General features: G+C 74.3%; 10 protein-coding genes and 1 pseudogene. 4 read left to right on the top strand and 7 right to left on the bottom strand.

All coding sequences use genetic code 11. The annotated features are described in order from the left end of the window. Positions 1–10: 10 nt before the first annotated feature. Entirely contained in the window at positions 11–1,033 is a 1,023-nt protein-coding gene (locus AB0O07_RS34515; protein WP_365641060.1) for an iron-siderophore ABC transporter substrate-binding protein, read from the top strand. On the opposite strand, the gene AB0O07_RS34510 is transcribed toward AB0O07_RS34515, so the two are convergent. The 5 genes and pseudogenes from AB0O07_RS34510 to AB0O07_RS34490 form a co-directional block, all read right to left on the bottom strand. Further along, complete coding sequence (locus AB0O07_RS34510; RefSeq protein ID WP_365641057.1) at positions 1,012–3,135, bottom strand: IucA/IucC family protein; 2,124 nt, start codon at positions 3,133–3,135, stop codon at positions 1,012–1,014. The genes AB0O07_RS34515 and AB0O07_RS34510 overlap by 22 nt on opposite strands. Beyond that, positions 3,132–4,532 (bottom strand): SidA/IucD/PvdA family monooxygenase, encoded by a 1,401-nt coding sequence (locus AB0O07_RS34505; RefSeq protein WP_365641054.1) that lies wholly within the window; start codon positions 4,530–4,532, stop codon positions 3,132–3,134. The genes AB0O07_RS34510 and AB0O07_RS34505 overlap by 4 nt, the downstream gene beginning before the upstream one ends. Continuing rightward, complete coding sequence (locus AB0O07_RS34500) at positions 4,529–6,262, bottom strand: pyridoxal-dependent decarboxylase (protein ID WP_365641221.1); 1,734 nt, start codon at positions 6,260–6,262, stop codon at positions 4,529–4,531. The genes AB0O07_RS34505 and AB0O07_RS34500 overlap by 4 nt, the downstream gene beginning before the upstream one ends. A 1,049-nt stretch (positions 6,263–7,311) precedes the next feature. Continuing rightward, a pseudogene (locus tag AB0O07_RS34495) lies at positions 7,312–8,679 on the bottom strand (diaminobutyrate--2-oxoglutarate transaminase); the annotation flags it as partial. Positions 8,680–8,833: 154 nt separating this feature from the next. Next, positions 8,834–10,201: a hypothetical protein gene (locus AB0O07_RS34490; protein WP_365641052.1), complete on the bottom strand. Its 1,368-nt coding sequence runs from the start codon at positions 10,199–10,201 to the stop codon at positions 8,834–8,836. A gap of 545 nt (positions 10,202–10,746) precedes the next feature. On the opposite strand from AB0O07_RS34490, the gene AB0O07_RS34485 reads away from it, so the two are divergent. The 3 genes from AB0O07_RS34485 (at position 10,747) to AB0O07_RS34475 (ending at position 16,166) form a co-directional block, all read left to right on the top strand. Continuing rightward, a complete protein-coding gene (locus AB0O07_RS34485) occupies positions 10,747–11,847 on the top strand; it encodes an LLM class flavin-dependent oxidoreductase (RefSeq protein WP_365641050.1) in 1,101 nt (366 codons plus the stop codon). Between the two features lie 92 nt (positions 11,848–11,939). Beyond that, positions 11,940–12,632: an FMN reductase gene (locus AB0O07_RS34480; protein WP_365641048.1), complete on the top strand. Its 693-nt coding sequence runs from the start codon at positions 11,940–11,942 to the stop codon at positions 12,630–12,632. 69 nt (positions 12,633–12,701) lie between these two features. Beyond that, entirely contained in the window at positions 12,702–16,166 is a 3,465-nt protein-coding gene (locus AB0O07_RS34475) for an AAA family ATPase (protein WP_365641046.1), read from the top strand. Positions 16,167–16,222: 56 nt separating this feature from the next. Here AB0O07_RS34475 and AB0O07_RS34470 read toward each other — a convergent pair whose 3' ends face one another. Continuing rightward, positions 16,223–17,053, bottom strand: coding sequence for an ABC transporter permease (locus tag AB0O07_RS34470; protein ID WP_365641044.1), 831 nt, complete (start codon positions 17,051–17,053; stop codon positions 16,223–16,225). Continuing rightward, positions 17,050–18,165 (bottom strand): ATP-binding cassette domain-containing protein, encoded by a 1,116-nt coding sequence (locus AB0O07_RS34465; protein WP_365641042.1) that lies wholly within the window; start codon positions 18,163–18,165, stop codon positions 17,050–17,052. Before AB0O07_RS34465 ends, AB0O07_RS34470 begins: the two co-directional genes overlap by 4 nt. Positions 18,166–18,267: the final 102 nt, after the last annotated feature.

The following is an 18,267-nucleotide window of genomic DNA, read 5'->3' as shown; positions in this document are numbered from 1 at the left end:
AGGCCCGCCCGTGTCCAGAACGTTGCTCCCCCGCCGTATCGCCGTGGCCGCTGCCACCCTCGCGTTCGCCTTTACGGTCACCTCCTGCGGCAGTGGCGGCGGCGACGGGGCGGAACCGGAGGGCAAGAGTGCGGGCGGGAGCAGTGGCTCGGGTTCTGGTGCCGCCGGTACGCATACCGTGAAGACCGTCATGGGTGATGTCCAGGTCAAGGACGCGCCCACCCGCGTCGTCGTCCTGGACACCGACGCGCTCGACTCCGCCGTCACCCTCGGGGTCACCCCGGTCGGTGCCACCACCGTCGCCGACAAGGCGCCGTTCTCGGCCTACCTCCCCGCCGACCGGCTGAAGGGCATCAAGCCGGTGGGTCTCATCGCCCAGCCCAACCTTGAGGCGATCAACGCGCTCAAGCCGGATCTGATCCTCAGCAGCAAGGTCCGCGACGAGAAGAACTACCAGGCGCTCTCCGCGATCGCCCCCACCGTCTTCTCCGACACGACAGGACCGACCTGGCGGCAGAACTTCCAGCTCCACGCCGACGCGCTCGGCAGGAAGGCGGAGGCCGAGGAGGCCGTCTCGGCGTACGAGGCCCACCTCAAGCGGACCACGGAGGCGCTCGGCGGGGAGGAGAGCGCGCGGAAGCGGACGTTCGGCTTCGTACGGTTCGTCGAGGGCGCGGACACCCGGCTCTACCTCGACGACACCTTCGTCGGCTCCCTCTACCAGGACCTCAAGGTGGGCCGCCCCGCCAACCAGGACAAGGACGGCTTCTCCCTCGACGTCAGCCCGGAGCAGATCGACCAGGCCGACGCGGACGTCATCTTCTACTCGACGTACGGGGACCCCAAGAAGGCCAAGGAGACCGAGACCGTCGGCGGGCCCCTCTGGAAGAACCTGACCGCCGTGAAGGAGAAGCGGGCCTTCAAGGTCGACGACAACCTGTGGATGCTCGGCATCGGCTACACCGGGGCCGGGCAGATCCTGGACGCCATCGAGAAGAGCATCGAGAAGAGTTACGCCTCCACGTCCTCCTGAGGTGGTGGCGGTACGGTCCGAGGGGGTGGTGGCACCGCCAGCGGGTTGGTGACCGTGCCGTGGAAGGCGGCGCCCCCGAGCCGTTCGCGGTTCCGGGTGGCGCGGGCGAACTCCGGCGCGAGCAGCCCGTACGCGGCGAACCGGCCCGCCAGTTCCGGGAAGCGGGCGTGGTACCGGTCGACCTCCGCCCGTACCAGCGCCCAGAACTCCCCCTCCGGAACACCGAGCCGCTCGGCGGCCAGCGGGCCGAAGAAGCGGAAGTGCCCCGCGAAGACGGTGCTGAGGAGAGAGTGCGCCAGCTCGTGGGGCGGCCGGCGCGGCACGGAGGCGGGGGGCGCGTCCACCGTCCCGGGTGGAGCGGGCGGGTCCACCGTCGTGGGTGGAGCGGGAGTGTCGGTCGCCCTGTCCGGTGTACCGGTCACGTCGTCCGCGACCGTCACGCCCTCCGCGAAGTCCTTGACCGCGATCCCGGCCGGGATGTCGTGGCCGTCGAAGAGGACCACCGTGTTCCCGCCGTGCGGGCGGAAGGCGACCCCGTACCGGTACAGGTGGTGCAGCAGCCCCGGCAGCAGCGCCGCGAAGAAGGCCTTCAGCCACTCCCGCCCCGACAGGCCCGAGCGCCCCACCAGTTCCTCGGCGAGCGTCCGCCCGTCCGCCCCCTCCGCCAGCAGCGACGCCACCGTACGGGCCCGTTCGCGCTCGCGCAGCACGGCCGAGACCGGCTCGCGCCAGACGGCGCCCAGGAGTTGGTCGTAGGGGAAGGGCGCGTCGCCCACCGCGTTCCCCACCGCGTTCCCCATCGCGTCGCCCACCGCGTCGTCCGCCACATCGCCCACCGCGTCGCCCACCGCCTCGTACAGCGGATGGCGGACGGTGACGGCCGCGACCTCGGCCAGCGGGTGGAAGCGGAGCTCGTCGCGGAGGTACGGGTCGGCGTCCCGCACCTCCCGCAGCCACCGGCTCACCTCCGGCGCCGCGCCGGTCGGGCGTGCCGGAAGCCCGCGCCAGACCCGCCCGTCGCGGATGAGCAGCGGCACCTTGACGGCGTGGCGGTGCGGGCGGTCGAGGTTGGCGAGGGTACGGACGGAGCGGAGCGGCCGGTAGCGGTCGGCGCTCTGGCCGAGCTGCACGAGCCGGCCGTCCATTAGATACGGCGTGAAGTGCGTCCCGACGGCCTCGTCCCACTGGTACGGGTGGACCGGCAGCCAGACGAACTCCCTTGCCTCCAGGCTGCTTTCCGCGCACGCCTGGTCGAGGGTGGCGGCGAACCGCTCGCGCGTGCGCGGATCCAGCTCCGCCGCGAGCAGCCGTTCGGCGTCGAGCCCGGGGAGCGCCGTGTACCGGGCGAGGTCGCGGTGGACCGCCGCCCAGGTCAGCCGTACGGCGCGGGCGGGCTCCGGGGCGTAGGCGGCGGCGTCGGAGGCGGCGAAGCCGGTACGCCCCTTGTCGAGCAGCAGGGTGGGGTGCCCGCCCTGGTGCGCCTCCAGTTCGAGGTGGCCCAGGTCGGCGAGGTGGGCGGCGGGCAGGGCGCGGAGGATCGCCTCGGCGTCGGCGCGCCGGGTGGCGGTCAGCTCCCGCAGCGCCTCGGCGGTGGTGGGGCCGTCCCAGCGGAGGGTGGCGCGGGCGTCGAGGAGGAGTTGTTCGGGGGTGGGGGGTGCGGGGGCGAGGGGAGTGGGGGCGAGGGGAGTGGGGGCGGTCTCGGAGGTCTCGGAGGCGGTCTCGGGGGTCTCGGGGGCGGTCTCGGGGGTTTCGGAGGCGGTCTCGGGGGATTCGGGGGGTGCGGGGGTTTCTGGGTGGCGGGTGAGGGTGTCGGGGGCGATGTGCCAGGTGGCGAAGGGGCCACGGGTGGCGCGGAAGGTCCAGTGGACACGGTTGCCGCTGCCGTCGCCGAAGTCGAGCCGGTAGGGGCGGGGCCGGGGGGAGCCGGGGGCGGGCGGTTCGTGCGGGGTGGGTGCGTCGTGCGGAGGGGGCGGTTCGTGCGGGGTGGGTGCGTCGTCCACCTCGTACGGGGCGAACAGCCCCTCGTACGCGAACTCCTCCACCGCCTTGACCAGCAGCCGCCGCCCGGCGAGCGCCCACGCCTCGCGCAGGGCGGGGTTCATCCGGTGCCCCCTTCCGGTGCCGGGGCGCCGAAGGTGGTCCAGGCCGCGCGGTCGGGGACCTTGAGGACGGTCCGGCCCGCCACCGCGTTGAGGATGGTCGCCGCGCGCCAGGCACCCAGGGTCAGATCGGGGGCGCCGACGCCGTGCGTGTGCAGTTCGGCGTTCTGGACGTAGAGGGTGCCGGTGACCCGCCGGTCGAGGGCGACGCGGTAGGCGCCGTCGATCCGGTAGCGGCCGTGCTCGTCCCACTCCACCAGTTTGGCGAGGCCGTCGAGGAAGTCGGGGCGCGCGGCGGCGTATCCGGTGGCGGAGACGATGGCGGAGGTCCGTACGGTGAACCGGGTGTCCTGCTCGGTGTGCCGGCAGGTCAGCACGTACGCCGGGTCCGGGCTGCTTCGTTCCACCGCCTCCACCGCGACGCCCGGGTGGAGGGCGGCGCGGGGCTCCGTGCCGCCGATGGTCCGTTCGTACAGTTCGTCGTGGATCTCGCCGAGCGTCTCCGCGCTGACGCCCTTGTAGAGCTGCCACTGTTCGCGTACGAGGCGTTCGCGGCGCGCCTCGGGGAGGGCGCGGAAGTAGCGGATGTAGTCGGGGGTGAAGTGCTCCAGGCCGAGCTTGGAGTACTCCATGGGCGCGAAGGCGGGCGTCCGCGCGAGCCAGCGGACGTACGGGCCGCCGGCGCCGTCGCCGTTCTGGCGGCGGAGGAGATCGAGGACCACCTCGGCACCGGACTGGCCCGCTCCGATCACGGTGACGTCGTCGAGGGCGGCGAGGCGGTCCCGGTGGGCGCGGTAGTCGGCGCTGTGCAGGACGCGGGGGGCCGTGTCGGAGGGGGTGCCGGTGTAGGGGCGGAGGGGCTCGGGGACGACCGGGGCCGTACCGACGCCCAGGACGACCTGGCGGGCGCGTACGGAGGAGACGGTGCCGTCGGAGGAGCGGCAGGTGAGCAGGAACGTATCGGCGCTCTCGTCCCAGGCGAGTTCCGTGACGCGGGCGTCGAAGCGGCAGGAGGGGAGGTTCTCGGTGACCCAGCGGCAGTAGTGGTCGTATTCGCGGCGGGGTATGTGGAAGCGCTCGGAGAAGAAGAAGGGGAACATCCGGTCGTGTTCCCGCAGGTAGTTGAGGTACGACCAGCGGCTGGTCGGGTCCGCCATGGTCACCAGGTCGGCGAGGAAGGGGACTTGGAGAACCGTTCCCTCCAGCAGGAGCCCCGGGTGCCAGGAGAAGGCGGGCTTGGCGTCGAGGAAGAGGGCGCGGGGGCGGTCGGCTTCGGGGACGCCGTCCAGGAGGGCGGCGAGGGCGAGGTTGAAGGGGCCTATCCCGACGCCGACGAGGTCGTGGACGACGTCGTGGACGGGGGCGGGGATGGGGGCGTCTTGTTGCTGCGTCGTCGTCACCGCTGGTCCTCCACAAGGGGGGTGAGGTGGGTCGTCGTCCTGTCGGGGCTGTCCGTGTTCCTGTCGGGCTGGTCGGCCCGGTCGGCCTGGTCGGCTTCTTCGGCTTGTCCGGCGGTTACGACGGCCGTGAGCAGGCGGTCGACGTCGTCGGGCGTGGCGTGCGGGTTGAGGAGGGTGAGTTTGAGGCGTACGCGGCCGGGGCCGGTGCCCGGCAGTTCCGTACGGCCGACGACGGCGCGGCCCTCGCGGAGGAGTCTGCGGCGGAGGGCGGCGTTGATCAGGTCGCTGCGGGCTGCGGCTGTGGCTGCGGTTGCGGCTGTGTTGGCGTTGTCATTGCCGTTGTCGGTGTTGGTGTCGTTCCCGGCGTCGCTTCTGTCGTCCGTACCGCCGGGGGCTTCCCCGTCCGGTACGTACCGGAAGAGGAAGGCCGTCAGGACCGGTTCGGAGTGGAGTTCCAGGCGCGGGTGGGCCCGTACGCCGCGTGCGCCCGCGACCGCCAGGTCCCGGCAGGCGTCGACGAGGCGGCCGAGCCCGTCCCGGCCGAGGGTGCGCAGGGTGACCGCGATCTTGAAGGCGTCGGCGCGGCGGGTGGTACGGAGCGAGAGGCCGAGCAGGCTCGGGTAGCCGGCCTCCTCGTCGTCCGCCGGGTTGAGGTAGACGGCGCGGCGGGCGAGGGAGGCGTATGTCTCGGCCTCCCGCACCAGGAAGACCCCGGCGGCGGCCGGCTGCCAGCCGAGCTTGTGCCAGTCCAGGGAGACGGAGTCGGCGAGCGCGAGGCCGTCGAGGAGCGGGGCGAGCCGGTCGGAGAGGAGGGCGCCGCCGCCGTACGCCGCGTCGACATGGAGCCAGGCGCCGTGCGCTGCGGCGAGTTCGGCGCAGGCGCGGAGCGGGTCGATGGCGCCGGTGTCGGTGGTGCCTGCGGTGGCCACGACGGCGACCGGGGTCTCGCCGCGCGCGGCGCACCCGTCGAGCGCGGCGGCGAGGGCCTCCGGCACCATGCGCAGGTCGTGGTCGACGGGGACGGGGAGCACGGCGTCCTCCCCGAGCCCGAGGAGCGCGGCGGCCCGCTGCACGGAGAAGTGCGCGGAGGCGGAGGCGAGGATACGGGGCCGCCCGGCACGCCCTGCGCGGGGCGCTCCGGGGCGGCTGTCTGCGCGGGGCGCGGGGAGGCTTCCCGGGGCGGGCTGGGGAACCTCCCCCGGCGGGGTCCCGGGGGCCACGGTCGGTGGAACGCCGGTGAGTTCGATCTGGCGCCCTGTTGCGGCGCCGAGGATGTGGTCCCTGGCGAGCATCAGGCCCATCAGGTTCGACTCCGTACCGCCCGAGGTGAGCACCCCGGCGGCGCGGGTGTCGTCGTAACCGACCAGCCGGGCCATCTCCTGGAGCAGCAGGGTCTCCAGGGAGGTCGCTGCGGGGGCCTGGTCCCAGGAGTCCTGGGACGGGTTGAGCGCGGAGACCGCGAGGTCGGCGGCGACGGCGACGGCGAGCGGCGGGCAGTGCAGGTGCGCGGCGCAGGCGGGGTCGGCGGGGTCGGCGCTGCCGTGGGCGAGGAGTTCGGTGAGCCGGGCGAGCGCTCCGGGGTCCCCGGTGCGCGCCCCGGCCCCGGCGAGCGCGGCCGCCACGGAGGCGGCGACGGCCTCGGGGCGCCCCGGCGCGACGGGCCCGTCCCGCCGCTTGGCCCCCTCGGTGAGCGCCCCGAGCACGACCGCCACCAGCGGCTCCAGCGCCAGGGGCCCGCCGGCGCCCCCGGAGAGCGGCGCGGAAGCACGCTCGTCACCGGCGGCACGCCGCTCGCCCCGGTGACCCCGGGCGCCCGGGGCCAGTTCTTCGGCGTGACCGTCTTGGGCGCTTCGCGTGGCCATGGTCGCCTCGTCGCCCGGTTCGCCCCTGGCGTCCACGGTCAGCTCCTCGCCCCGGTGGCCCCGGTGGCCCCGGGCGTCGGGGGCCACTGCTGCGGCGTGGCCGCCTCGGGTGCTTCGGGCGTCCACTGTCAGCTCTTCGGCCGGTTCGCCCCGGACGTCCACGACCAGTTCTGCGGCGCGGTCGCCCTGGGCCCTTCGCGTGGCCATGGTCAGCTCCTCGCCTTGCTCGCCCCGGGCGCCCCGGAAGCCCACGGTCAACTCTTCGTCACGGTGGCCATCGGTACCCCGGGTGCCCCGGTCGGCGACGGCGCCCCAGCCGCTCCGGGCGCCCTCGGCACGCTCGGCGCCCTCGGCGTCTTCCCTCGCCACGCCGCCCTGTTCGGCCCCGGTGCCCTGACCGGCCACAGCGTTCCGTCCGGCCCCGGTGCTCCGTCCGGCCCCGGTGCTCCGTCCGGCCCCGGTGTCCCGTCCGGCCCCGGTGTCCCGTCCGGCAACGGTGCCCTGTCCGGCCTCGGTTCCGGCCTCGGCCCCGGCTCTGGCCCCGAACTCAACCCCGGCCCCAGCGCCCCGTTCCGACTCGGCCCCGGGCCCGGCCCCGGCTCGGTTCTCCCCCCGAGGTCCCGTCGTCGTCATGCCTGCCGCCCCTGGTCCGCGTCCTGCGGGCCCGTCGAACTCCCCGAAGCCTGCGGGCCCTTCACGCCTCCCGCGCCCCCCGAGGCCCCCGGACCTCCCGCGCCCCCCGAAGCCCCTGAACCTCCCGCGTCCCGCGCGGCCCCCGCGCCCCGCCCACCCCCCACGGACCCTGTGAATCCCGCGGACCCCGTGGACCTCACGCCTCCCGAAGTCCCCACGCCCCCCACAGACCCGCCGCCTCCCGCAGTCCCCACGCCCCCCACAGACCCGCCGCCCCCCGTCTCCTTCGCCGCCTCTGTGATCGCGTCCGCCAGGCGGTCCACCACCGCCTCCGCCTGTTCGTCGGTGATGATCAGTGGGGGCAGCAGGCGTACCGTCGCGTCGTGGCGGCCGCCCAGTTCCACGATCAGGCCCCGGTCCAGGCAGGCCGCCCGTACCCGTACGGCCAGATCCGGATCGGCGGGGTGGGCGCCGCAGGGGTCCGGCGGGGTGGTCGGGTCGACCAGTTCCACGCCGAGCATCAGGCCCCGGCCGCGTACGTCGCCGATCGCGGGGAGCTCCGCGCGCAGCCCGTCCAGCCGGGCCGTCATCCGCGCGCCCACCGTCGCCGCCCGCTCGCTCAGCCCCTCCGCTGCCACATACCGCAGCGTCGCCGCGCCCGCCGCCATCGCGAGGGTGTTGCCCCGGAAGGTGCCCGTGTGCGCGCCGGGCAGCCAGTCGTCGTACCCCTCGTCGTAGACGATCACCGCCATCGGCAGCCCGCCGCCGATCGCCTTCGACATCACCATCACATCGGGGGTGATACCGCTCTGCTCGGCCGCCCAGAAGGTGCCCGTACGGCCCACCCCCGTCTGCACCTCGTCCACGATCAGCGGGATCCCGCGCTCCCGGGTGATCCTGCGCATCTCCCGCAGCCAGGAATCCGGCGCGGGCACCGCCCCGCCCTCGCCCTGCACCGGCTCCACGATCATCGCGGCGGGCGGCACCACCCCGCCCGCCGGATCGTCCAGCAGCCGCTCGGCGTACGTGGCGGCGAGCGCCGCCCCGCGCTCCCCGCCCACCCCGAACGGGCAGCGGTACGCGTACGGATACGGCAGCCGCGTCACCTCCGCCCCGCCGCCCGCGACCCGCTCCTTGACGGCGACGCTCCCGGTCACGGCGAGCGCGCCCGCCGTCATCCCGTGGTACCCCCCGGTGAACGCGAGCACCCCGCGCCGCCCCGTCGCCGTCTGGGTGAGCTTGAGCGCCGCCTCGACCGCGTCCGTACCGGCCGGCCCGCAGAAGTGGACCCGGGCGCGGTCCGCGAGACCGTCCGGCAGGCTGGCGAAGAGCGCGTCGGTGAAGTCGTCCTTCTCCGGGGTCGCCAGGTCGAGTACGTGCAGCGGCGCCCCGCTCTCCAGGGTGCGCCGGACGGCCTCCACCACCACGGGGTGGTTGTGGCCGAGCGCGAGCGTACCCGCGCCGGAGAGGCAGTCGAGGTAACGGCGGCCGTCCGCGCCCTCGACGGTCATCCCGGCGGCGCGGGCCGGGACGATCGGGAACGAACGGGCGTACGTACGTGCCGAGGACTCCCGGGCGCGCTGGCGCCGCAGGATGGAGTCCGCGACCGCTGAGGCGGCGGGGACGGGCCGGGTGATGGGGGGCACGGTCATGACACGGCTCCGGAGGTGCTAGGGAGATGTGGAGGGGGCTGGTGGGCGAGGGGGGGAGCGGGGCTAGGGGTGTGGCGGTGGCGGGTGAGGGGATACGGGTGCGGTGGGTTCCGGGGGGTGTGGCCCGCCTGGTTGCGGCGGGCTCGGGGCCCGGTCAGATCAGGTGGCGCTCCGCGACCGGGTGTCCCAGGAACGCCTGGGGGGCGAACTCCCAGCCGTACGAGCCCGCGTGGGGGAAGACGATCAGGTCCCCGGCGCGTACCCGGTCCATCAGGACATCACGTGCCGGGGTCTCCCCGGGGGTGCTCAGCTCGCCGACGACGGTGACGCGCGTGTTCTCGGCCACGGGGCGCGGGCACGGTTCCTCCCAGCGTTCCACGGGGAGGACCGCCACGTCGTACCCGGGGGCGCGCCGGCCGGGCCGGTCCGGCCGGCCGTTCCGGGCCGCCGGAGGCGTCGGAGCGGCCGGCGCCGCCGGGAGCTGGAAGTGGTGGATGCCGCCGCTCAGCACCGCGTACGTCACCCCGTACGACGTCTTGATGTCGGTGACCTCCGCCGCGTACCAGCCGCACTCCGCGACCAGGAACCGCCCCGGCTCCAGGATCACCTTCACCCCGGCCGGGGGCTCCACGTCCCGGATCAGTTCGCCGAACCGGGCGACGTCGAAGGGGGGTTCGCCGTCGGAGGGCACGCCGATGCCGCCGCCGATGTCGACATGGCGCAGCTCGATCCCGGACGTCTGGGCCGTCGCCACGCTCCACTCCACGCACCAGCGGAGATACGCGGCGTGGGCGGCGGCGTCGAGGTTGCCGGAGGCGGTGTGGACATGGAAGCCGACCAGGTCGATCCCGGGCAACGCACGGGCGGTGCGGAGCACTTCGGGCACGTCGGGCTCGGCGATGCCGAATTGGGAGGGGAGGCCGGAGGGGCGGCCGGAGGGGGCGGTGGGGTGATCCGGTAGGTGGGGGTGGAGCGGTGTCCTGGCCGGGTTGACGCGGAGCGCCACCCGCGCGGTGACGCCCTCGGCGACGGCGATCCGGCTGATCCGGTGGAGTTCGAGCACGCTCTCCGCGTTGATCGCCTCGACGCCCGCCCGGACCAGGGAGGTCAGCACGGAGACCGACTTGGCCGGGCCCGCGGCCACCACCTGCGACGGGGAGGAGGCCGGATAGCCGCTGCACGGGCCGACGTACAGGGCGAGTTCCAGCTCGGCGACGGACGCGACCTCGAAGCCGTCGACGTACGGGGCGAGCGCCTCCACGACCCCGGGGCAGCCGTTCGCCTTGACCGCGTAGTAGACGGACGCCCACTCCGGCAGCACCGCGCGCAGCTCGCGCGCCCGCGCCACGGCGGCCTCGGCGTCGTACACGTACGCCGCCACCGGCTCCTCGGCGGCGGCCAGTTCGAGCAGCCGGCGGCGGACCGGGGCGGGCAGACCGTCCACCGGGTACGCGGCGCGCGGCGGGGCGGGCGGTACGGCCTGTGGTGCGGCCTGTGGCGGGAGCGGGTCGGATACGGACACGGCTGGCGCTACCTCGGAGTGGGGGGTGCTGCGGCAGGGGCACATGCCCAACAGCTTGCACCGTGAAGGTCTGTTGAGGAGTCGTCAGCGACTCCCACCGCACGATTAGGTGAGCCTAACCTAACTTTCCTTCAGGGGGGTCGCCAAGCCGGTACGGGAGCACCCCCCGGACGCTACCCGGCCAAACGCTACCCGACCGCATCGGACGGCCGGTCACCCAACGGCCGGTTATCCAAGGGGTGGTTACCCAACGGGCGGTCACCCAGCGGCCGGTCACTCAACGGCCGGTTACGGGGTGCCCGGCGCCGCCCGGCAGCGCGATCAGTACGGGGAAGCCGCTCCGCGCGTACTTCGGGTCCTTGTACTGCGGCGGCGCCCAGATCCAGACCAAATATGCTTAAAGTGACGCAAAGTCGCGGAGTGTGGCCGGGAATGGATTCCCGGGGTGTGAGGTTGTAGAGTGCGACACAGAAGTTGAAGCTTCAACTAAACGGCTGAAGCGCAACGCGGCGAAGAGCCAAAAGCGAAGGCGAGAGGTGAGTGCGATGCAGTTCGGGATCTTCACGGTCGGCGATGTCACGACCGACCCGACGACCGGACGTGCGCCGACCGAGCACGAGCGGATCAAGGCCATGGTCGCCATCGCGCGGAAGGCCGAGGAGGTCGGGCTCGACGTGTTCGCCACCGGCGAGCACCACAACCCGCCGTTCGTGCCCTCCTCGCCCACCACCCTGCTCGGCTACATCGCGGCCACCACCGAGCGCCTGATCCTCTCCACCTCCACCACCCTCATCACCACCAACGACCCGGTGAAGATCGCCGAGGACTTCGCGATGCTCCAGCACCTGGCCGACGGGCGCGTCGACCTGATGATGGGGCGCGGGAACACCGGGCCCGTCTACCCCTGGTTCGGGGAGGACATCCGGCAGGGCATCCCGCTCGCGATCGAGAAGTACGCGCTGCTGCACAAGCTGTGGCGGGAGGACGTCGTGGACTGGGAGGGCAAGTTCCGTACGCCGCTCCAGGGCTTCACGGCCACGCCCCGGCCGCTGGACGGGGTCCCGCCGTTCGTCTGGCACGGTTCGATCCGCTCGCCGGAGATCGCCGAACAGGCCGCGTACTACGGTGACGGCTTCTTCGCCAACAACATCTTCTGGCCCAAGGACCACTTCCAGCGGCTGATCGACCTCTACCGCACCCGGTACGCGCACTACGGGCACGGCACCCCGGAGCAGGCGGTCGTCGGCCTCGGCGGCCAGGTCTTCATGCGGAAGAACTCGCAAAACGCGGTGCGGGAGTTCCGCCCGTACTTCGACAACGCGCCGGTGTACGGGCACGGGCCCTCCCTGGAGGACTTCACCGCCCAGACCCCGCTCACCGTGGGCTCCCCGCAGGAGGTCATCGAGAAGACGCTCACCTTCCGCGAGTCCTTCGGCGACTACCAGCGCCAGCTCTTCCTCATGGACCACGCGGGGCTGCCGCTGAAGACGGTGCTGGAACAGCTCGATCTGCTGGGCGAGGAGGTCGTCCCGGTCCTGCGCGAGGAGTTCGCGAAGAACCGGCCGGCCGATGTGCCGGACGGGCCGCTGCACCCGGCGGTCGCCGCCCGGAACAGCGACAACGTGCCGCAGGGGAAGGAGTCCTGACCATGGCTGGGACTGGGACTGGGACTGCGGCTTCGGCTGCGGCTGCAACGGGGGTTGGGACTGTGGCTGCGGCTGGGACTGGGACTGGGGCAGTGCTGAAGCTGGTGGCCGTGTCGGCCGGGCTCGGCTCGCCGTCCTCGACGCGGCTGCTGGCCGACCGGCTCTCCGAGGCGGCGGTACGGGTCCTGGGGGCCGGCGACCGCAAGGCCGAGGTCGAGGTGGTGGACGTACGCGACCTGGCGGTCGACATCGCCCACCACCTGGTCACCGGCTTCCCCTCGCCCGCGCTCGGCGCCGCGCTGGCGGCGGTGAGCGGGGCGGACGGGGTGATCGCGGTGACCCCGGTCTTCGCCGGTTCGTACAGCGGGCTCTTCAAGTCGTTCTTCGACCTGATCGAACCCGACGCGCTCACCGGGACCCCGGTGCTGCTCGCCGCGACGGGCGGCACCGCCCGCCACTCGCTGGTGGTCGAGCACGCCATGCGCCCCCTGTTCTCGTACCTCCATGCCCTGACCCTGCCCACCGCCGTGTTCGCCGCGACGGACGACTGGGGCGCGGGCGCGGACACCCACGGGGGCGGGCTGCCGGCCCGGATCGACCGGGCGGCGGCGGAGTTCGCGCGGGCGCTGCCGGGGCGTACGGGGCGTACGGAGCCCGAGGGGTCTGAGGGACATGAGGGGCCTGAGGGGTCTGAGGGGCATGAGGGGTCTGAAGGGGTCGTGAGGACCCATGAGGAGGGCGAAGTGGTGCCTTTCGAGCAGTTGTTGGCCAACATCGAACGATAATTCGTTTGTTCGTCAAGGGATCCAAAGGCGCCAAATGCCGCTGTCAGTGGGGTCTCCTATGGTTTGGGTATGACCCCAGCTCTCATCGGGCGCGACCACCCCATGGGTGTCCTCCGGGCGGAGATCGCCCGGACGACGGACAGCCATGGGGGCCTCGCGCTGGTCACGGGGGAGGCGGGCATCGGCAAGACGGCGCTGGTCACGGGGGCGGCGCGGGAGGCGCGGCGGCGCGGGGCGCTCGTCGTCGGCGGTGCGTGCTGGGACGCGGAGAGCGCGCCGGGGTTCTGGCCGTGGACGCAGGTCCTGCGCGGGGTGCGGCGCGGGGTGGGCGCCGAGCGCTGGGCGGAGATCGAGGGCGCGGCAGGCGGTCGGCTGGGGGTGCTGCTGGGCACCGAGGGTCCGGCCCGCCCCGACGTACCGGCAACCGGCCCCCAGGAGCCCTTCGCGCTGTACGACGCGGTGACCTCGGCCCTGGTCATGGCCGCGCAGGAGCGCCCCGTCGTGGTGGTCCTGGACGACCTGCACCGGGCGGACGCCGCCTCCCTCCGGCTGCTCGAATTCGCCGCGCGGGGCACCGGGCTGGAGCGGCTGCTGCTGATCGGGGCGTACCAGGACATGGAGGTGGAGGCGGCGGACCACCCGCTCCAGCGGCTCTTCCTCGCGCTGGTCGCGCGGGCGACGGCGACGGTGACACTGACGGGGCTCGGCCGGGACGAGGTGGGCGCGCTGCTCGCGCTCACGGCGGGGCGGGAGCCGGATCCGGCGGTCACGGCGGAGGTGCACCGGCGGACGGGGGGCAACCCGTTCTTCGTGGAGCAGACGGCCCGGCTCTGGCACAGCGGCTGCCCGCTCGCCACGGTGGCGCCCGGGGTGCGTGCGGCCGTACGGCGCCGCCTCGCCCAGCTCCCGCCGGAGGTCGGCGCGTTGCTGGCGTCGGCGGCGGTGCTGGGCCGGGAGTTCCACCGCCGGGTGCTGGCGGGGGTCGCCGGGGCGCCGGTGGCGCGGGTGGACGGGCTGCTGGAGCGGGCGGTGGCGGCCCGCGTGGTGGTGGACGCGGGGGCGGGGCGGTTCGCCTTCGCGCACGACCTGGTCCGGGAGGCGCTGTACGCGGAGCTTCCCGGGCCTGAGGTACGGCGCCGCCATGCCGCGGCGGTACGCGCCTCCGACGGCGACCCCGCCCTCGCCGCCCAGGGGATCCGCCTCCTCCCGGCCGAGCTGGCCCGCCATGCCCATCTGGCGGGGGACGCGCTGGAGCGGGACCGCAGGCTGGACGTCCTCCTGGCGGCGGCCCGGGACGCGGCGGGGCGGCTGGCCGGGGAGGAGACCCTGAGCCACTACCGGCGGGCGCTCCGGATCGCGGAGGAGGAGGCCAGCGGGGCGGAGGGGGTTGGCGAGGCGGAGGGGGCGGGCAAGGCGGAGGGGGCGGGCGAGGCGGAGGGGGCGGGCGAGATGGACAGGGAGGGCGAGGCGGAGGGGGCGGGTGAGGCGGACGGGGCGGACGGGGCGGCGCAGGCGGGTGCGGGCCGGGCGGGCGGACGCCGGGCGGATACGCGCCGTCAGACGGACATGCGGCGTCAGACGGACATGCGGCGTCAGACGGATATCCGGCGTCGGGCGGATATCCGGCGTCGGGCGGATATGCGGCGTCGGGCGGACATGCGCCGTCGGGCCGTGCTGGTCGCGTTGGAGCTGGGCGGGGAGTTGCGGAACTACGGGGAGGAGGAAGAGGCCTGGCGGTGCTTCGAACGGGCCGCCGCCCCGGCCCGGGAGCTGGGCGATCCGGAGCTGCTGGCCCGGGTGGCGATCGCGCTGCACCGCAGGGGCGGGGTCCCGGGGCGCGAGGCGCAGACCGCCGGGCTGCTCCGGGAGGCGTACCGTACCCTGATCGGCGGCGCTGAGGGGGAGTCGCGCCGGCTCGACCCGGCCCAGCTCGCCCAGGAGCTGACGGTGCGCTCCACCGCGCTGGCCCGCCGCGAGGCGGACGACGACGCGCTCGCCTTCTCGCTCTGGGCGCGGCACGACACCATCTGGGGTCTCGGCACGGCGGCGGAACGGCTCGCGCTCACCGACGAGATGGCCGCGATCGCCCGCCGCACGGGCGACCGCGACCTGGCGGCGGACGCGACGGCGATGCGCTGGGTCACCCTGCTGGAACAGGGCGACCCGCGCTTCCTCACCGAGCTGCACACGTACGGGGAGCTGGCCGAGCGCACCGGGAAGCGCCGCTTCCGGCTCAGCCGCGCCATCGACCTGGGCATGGCGGCCTCCCTCGCGGGGCGCTTCGACGAGGCGGAACGGCTCTTCGCGGAGGCGCTGGGCCCCTGGCGCGAGGACGCGCCGTACGGGTTCATCAGCGCGCACCTGGAGTGGGCGCTCAAGGTGCTGAGGGGCCGTTTCGACGCGGCGGAGGCGGTGGTCGCCACGCTGGACGGGGTCGGCCATCCGTACCCCCGGCTGCTCGCGGCGGTGACGGCGGTGGAACGTGGCGACACGGCGGACGCGGTGCGGTACTTGCGGGCGGTGGAGGCCGCCCCCGCCCCGCCCTTCCCCCGCCCCTTCGCCCCCCTGTGGCTCCGCTTCCGCGCCCAGACCGCCGCAGCTTCGGGCGACCCGCGCCTGATCGAACGGGCCCGCGCCGCCCTGGCCCCGTACACCGGCCAATGGATGGTCTCCCTGTACGGCTGCGACATCAGCGGCCCCGTCGACCTCTGGCTGGGCACTCTGGCCGCCGCGCTCGGCCGCCGTGAGGAGGCGGCGGCGCTGCTGAGCGCGGCCCGCGACACGGCGGACCGCCTCGGTGCTTCCCCCTGGACCCGCCGCGCGACAGCGGCCCTGGGCACGCTGGAAGCCCCGGGCCCCCCGCCGCCCCGTCCGTCCGCCCGGCCGGAGGCCCGCCACCGCTCACCGGCGCCCGGAGTGCCCGCGCCTCGGACCCCGTCCGCGCCACCCCCCGCTTCCGCTCCACCCCCCGCGCCGGTCGCCTCCGGGGAGTTCCGGCGGGACGGCGCGGTCTGGGCGCTCCGGTTCGCCGGGCGGGTGGTTCATGTGCCCGATGCCAAGGGGCTGCGGGACCTGCATACGCTGCTCGGCCGGCCCGGGGCCGGTCTCCCGGCCGGCGAACTCCTCGTCGCCGGGGGCGGACGGGGTGTGGTGGCCCCGGGGCCGGGGAGCGACCCCGTACTGGACGAGCGGGCCAAGGCCGCGTACCGGCGGCGGCTGGCGGAGCTGGACGCGGAGATCGAGCGGGCCGGGGTACGCGGCGACGCGGCCCGGGGTGCCGAGAGGGAGCGCGAACGGCGGGCCCTGCTGGACGAGTTGCGCCGGGCCACGGGCCTCGGCGGGCGGCCCCGGCGGCTGGGCGACGAGGCCGAGCGCGCCCGTAAGACGGTCACCGCCCGGATCCGCGACACCCTGCGCAAACTCGACACCCTCCACCCCGAACTCGCCGCGCATCTCAGGGCGTCGGTCTCCACCGGGTCGAGCTGCGCGTATCGGCCGGACCCCGGCGCCGCCCCGGTCACCTGGCGGCTCTGACACCCCGGCCGGTCATCCGACCCGGCAGGGGCCGGCCGGTGGCTTCCGCGCCGCCGTCATCTCCGGTTGTACAGGCGCATCGTGGCCGTGCCGAACACGATCACCAGCGCCCCCGACCAGCCCAGCGTCCAGCAGATGTCCGACGCCGGCCGGCCGCCCGCCATCAACTCCCTGACCGACGTGGACAGATGGGTGACCGGGCTGTTGTTCACGAACGCCTGGAGCCACCCCGGCATGGTTCCCGGGTCGACGAAGACATTGCTCAGGAAGGTCAGCGGAAAGACCACCATCATGCTGACGCCCATCACGGACTTCTCCGAGCGCAGCATCAGCCCGAGCATCGTCCAGATCCAGGAGAACGCGAACGCGAAGACCAGCAGCACCGTGACCCCGGCCGCCACTCCGCCCGCGCCGCCCTGGGGGCGGTAGCCGATGAGCAGGCCCACGCCGAGCATCACGGCCGAGGCGATCACGTACCGGACGACATCGCCCAGGAGATAGCCGACCATCGGCGCCGGGCGCCAGACGGGGAGGGTGCGGAAGCGGTCGAAGACGCCCTTCTCGATGTCGGTGTTGACGGCCACGCCCGTGTACATCGTGACCATCATGACGCTCAGCACCAGGATCCCCGGCAGCAGGAACTGGATGTACTCCGAGGCCGAACCGGCCAGCGCACCGCCGAAGAGGTACGTGTACATCAGCACCATCATGATGGGGAACGCGGTGACGTCGAAGAGCTGTTCCGGGACGTGCCTGATCTTGAGCAGGGTCCGCCGGCCGAAGACCAGCGAGGCCGTCAGCCCGCTCGGACGCGGCGGCCGGTCGTGCGCCACCAGCAGCGCCGCCAGCTCCTGGTCGGCCGTTGTACTCATGCTGTCGGTACTCATGCTGTCGCGCCCTCCTTCGGCGTCGCCTCGTCAGGGGCAGGGGCAGGGGCAGGGGCAGGGGCGGCGGCGGGCGTGGCGGCGGGGGCCGTGCCGGGGGCGGGGTGCGCGGGGGCGCCGCTGCCCGTCAGGGCCAGGAAGACCTCGTCCAGGCTCGGCTGGCCCAGCGAGAAGTTGTCGACCGTGATCCCGGAGCGCGCCAGCTCCGCCAGGGCCCGCGCGGCCCGTTCCGCCGCGCCTCGGCCTGTGTCCTGGCCCGCGCCCTGCCCCGTGCCCCGGCCGGTGACCGTCGCGGTCAGGGCCACCGGGTCGGGGTCGAGCTGGACGGCCGCGCCCAGCTCGCGGGCGAGTACCCGTTCGGCCTCCGTGCGCTGCCCGGCGTCCCGCAGCCGCAGGTGGACCGCGCCCGCGCCGACCGACGCCTTCAGCTCGCCCTTCGTGCCCTCCGCGATCACCCGGCCGTGGTCGATCACCGCGATACGGGAGGCCAACTGGTCCGCCTCGTCCAGATACTGCGTCGTCAGCAGCACCGTCGTGCCGTGCGCCACCACCGCCCGCACGATGTCCCAGACCTGGTTGCGGCTGCGCGGGTCGAGGCCGGTCGTCGGCTCGTCGAGGAAGAGCAGGTCCGGGGTGTTGAGGATGGACGCGGCGATGTCGACCCGGCGCCGCATGCCGCCCGAGTAGTGCTTGACCTGCCGGCCCGCCGCCTCCGTCAGCCCGAACGCCGCCAGCAGCCGCGCCGACCGCTCCCGGGCGGCCCGCCCCGAGTGGCCGAGGAGCCGTCCGAGCAGCACCAGGTTCTCCGCGCCCGTCAGGTCCTCGTCCACGGACGCGTACTGCCCCGTCAGGCTCACCCGGCCGCGTACCCGGTCCGCGTCCTTCCGTACGTCCATGCCGAAGACCCGCGCCTCGCCGCCGTCCGGTCGGAGCAGCGTCGCCAACATCCTGACCAGGGTCGTCTTTCCCGCCCCGTTCGGCCCGAGAAGCCCGTAGACCGTGCCCGCCGGCACGACGAGGTCGACACCGTCGACCGCCCGGTTCGTACCGAAGACCTTCACCAGACCCCTGGTCTCGATCGCCGGGCTCCCGGCCGCCGGATCCGATGTGTCCATCCTCCTCGCCCCCCGTCTCCGCTCGTCTCCGCCCGCGCTCCGCTCTCATCTCTCAGGCGCCGGAAACGGTCGCGCGGCCCGCCAGACCGGATCTGGCGGGCC

It is taken from the genome of Streptomyces sp. NPDC093085, from assembly GCF_040683935.1.
Taxonomy (GTDB): domain Bacteria; phylum Actinomycetota; class Actinomycetes; order Streptomycetales; family Streptomycetaceae; genus Streptomyces.
The sequence above is the reverse complement of the archived record's forward strand: the minus strand, read 5'-3'. Positions and strand labels throughout refer to the sequence as shown.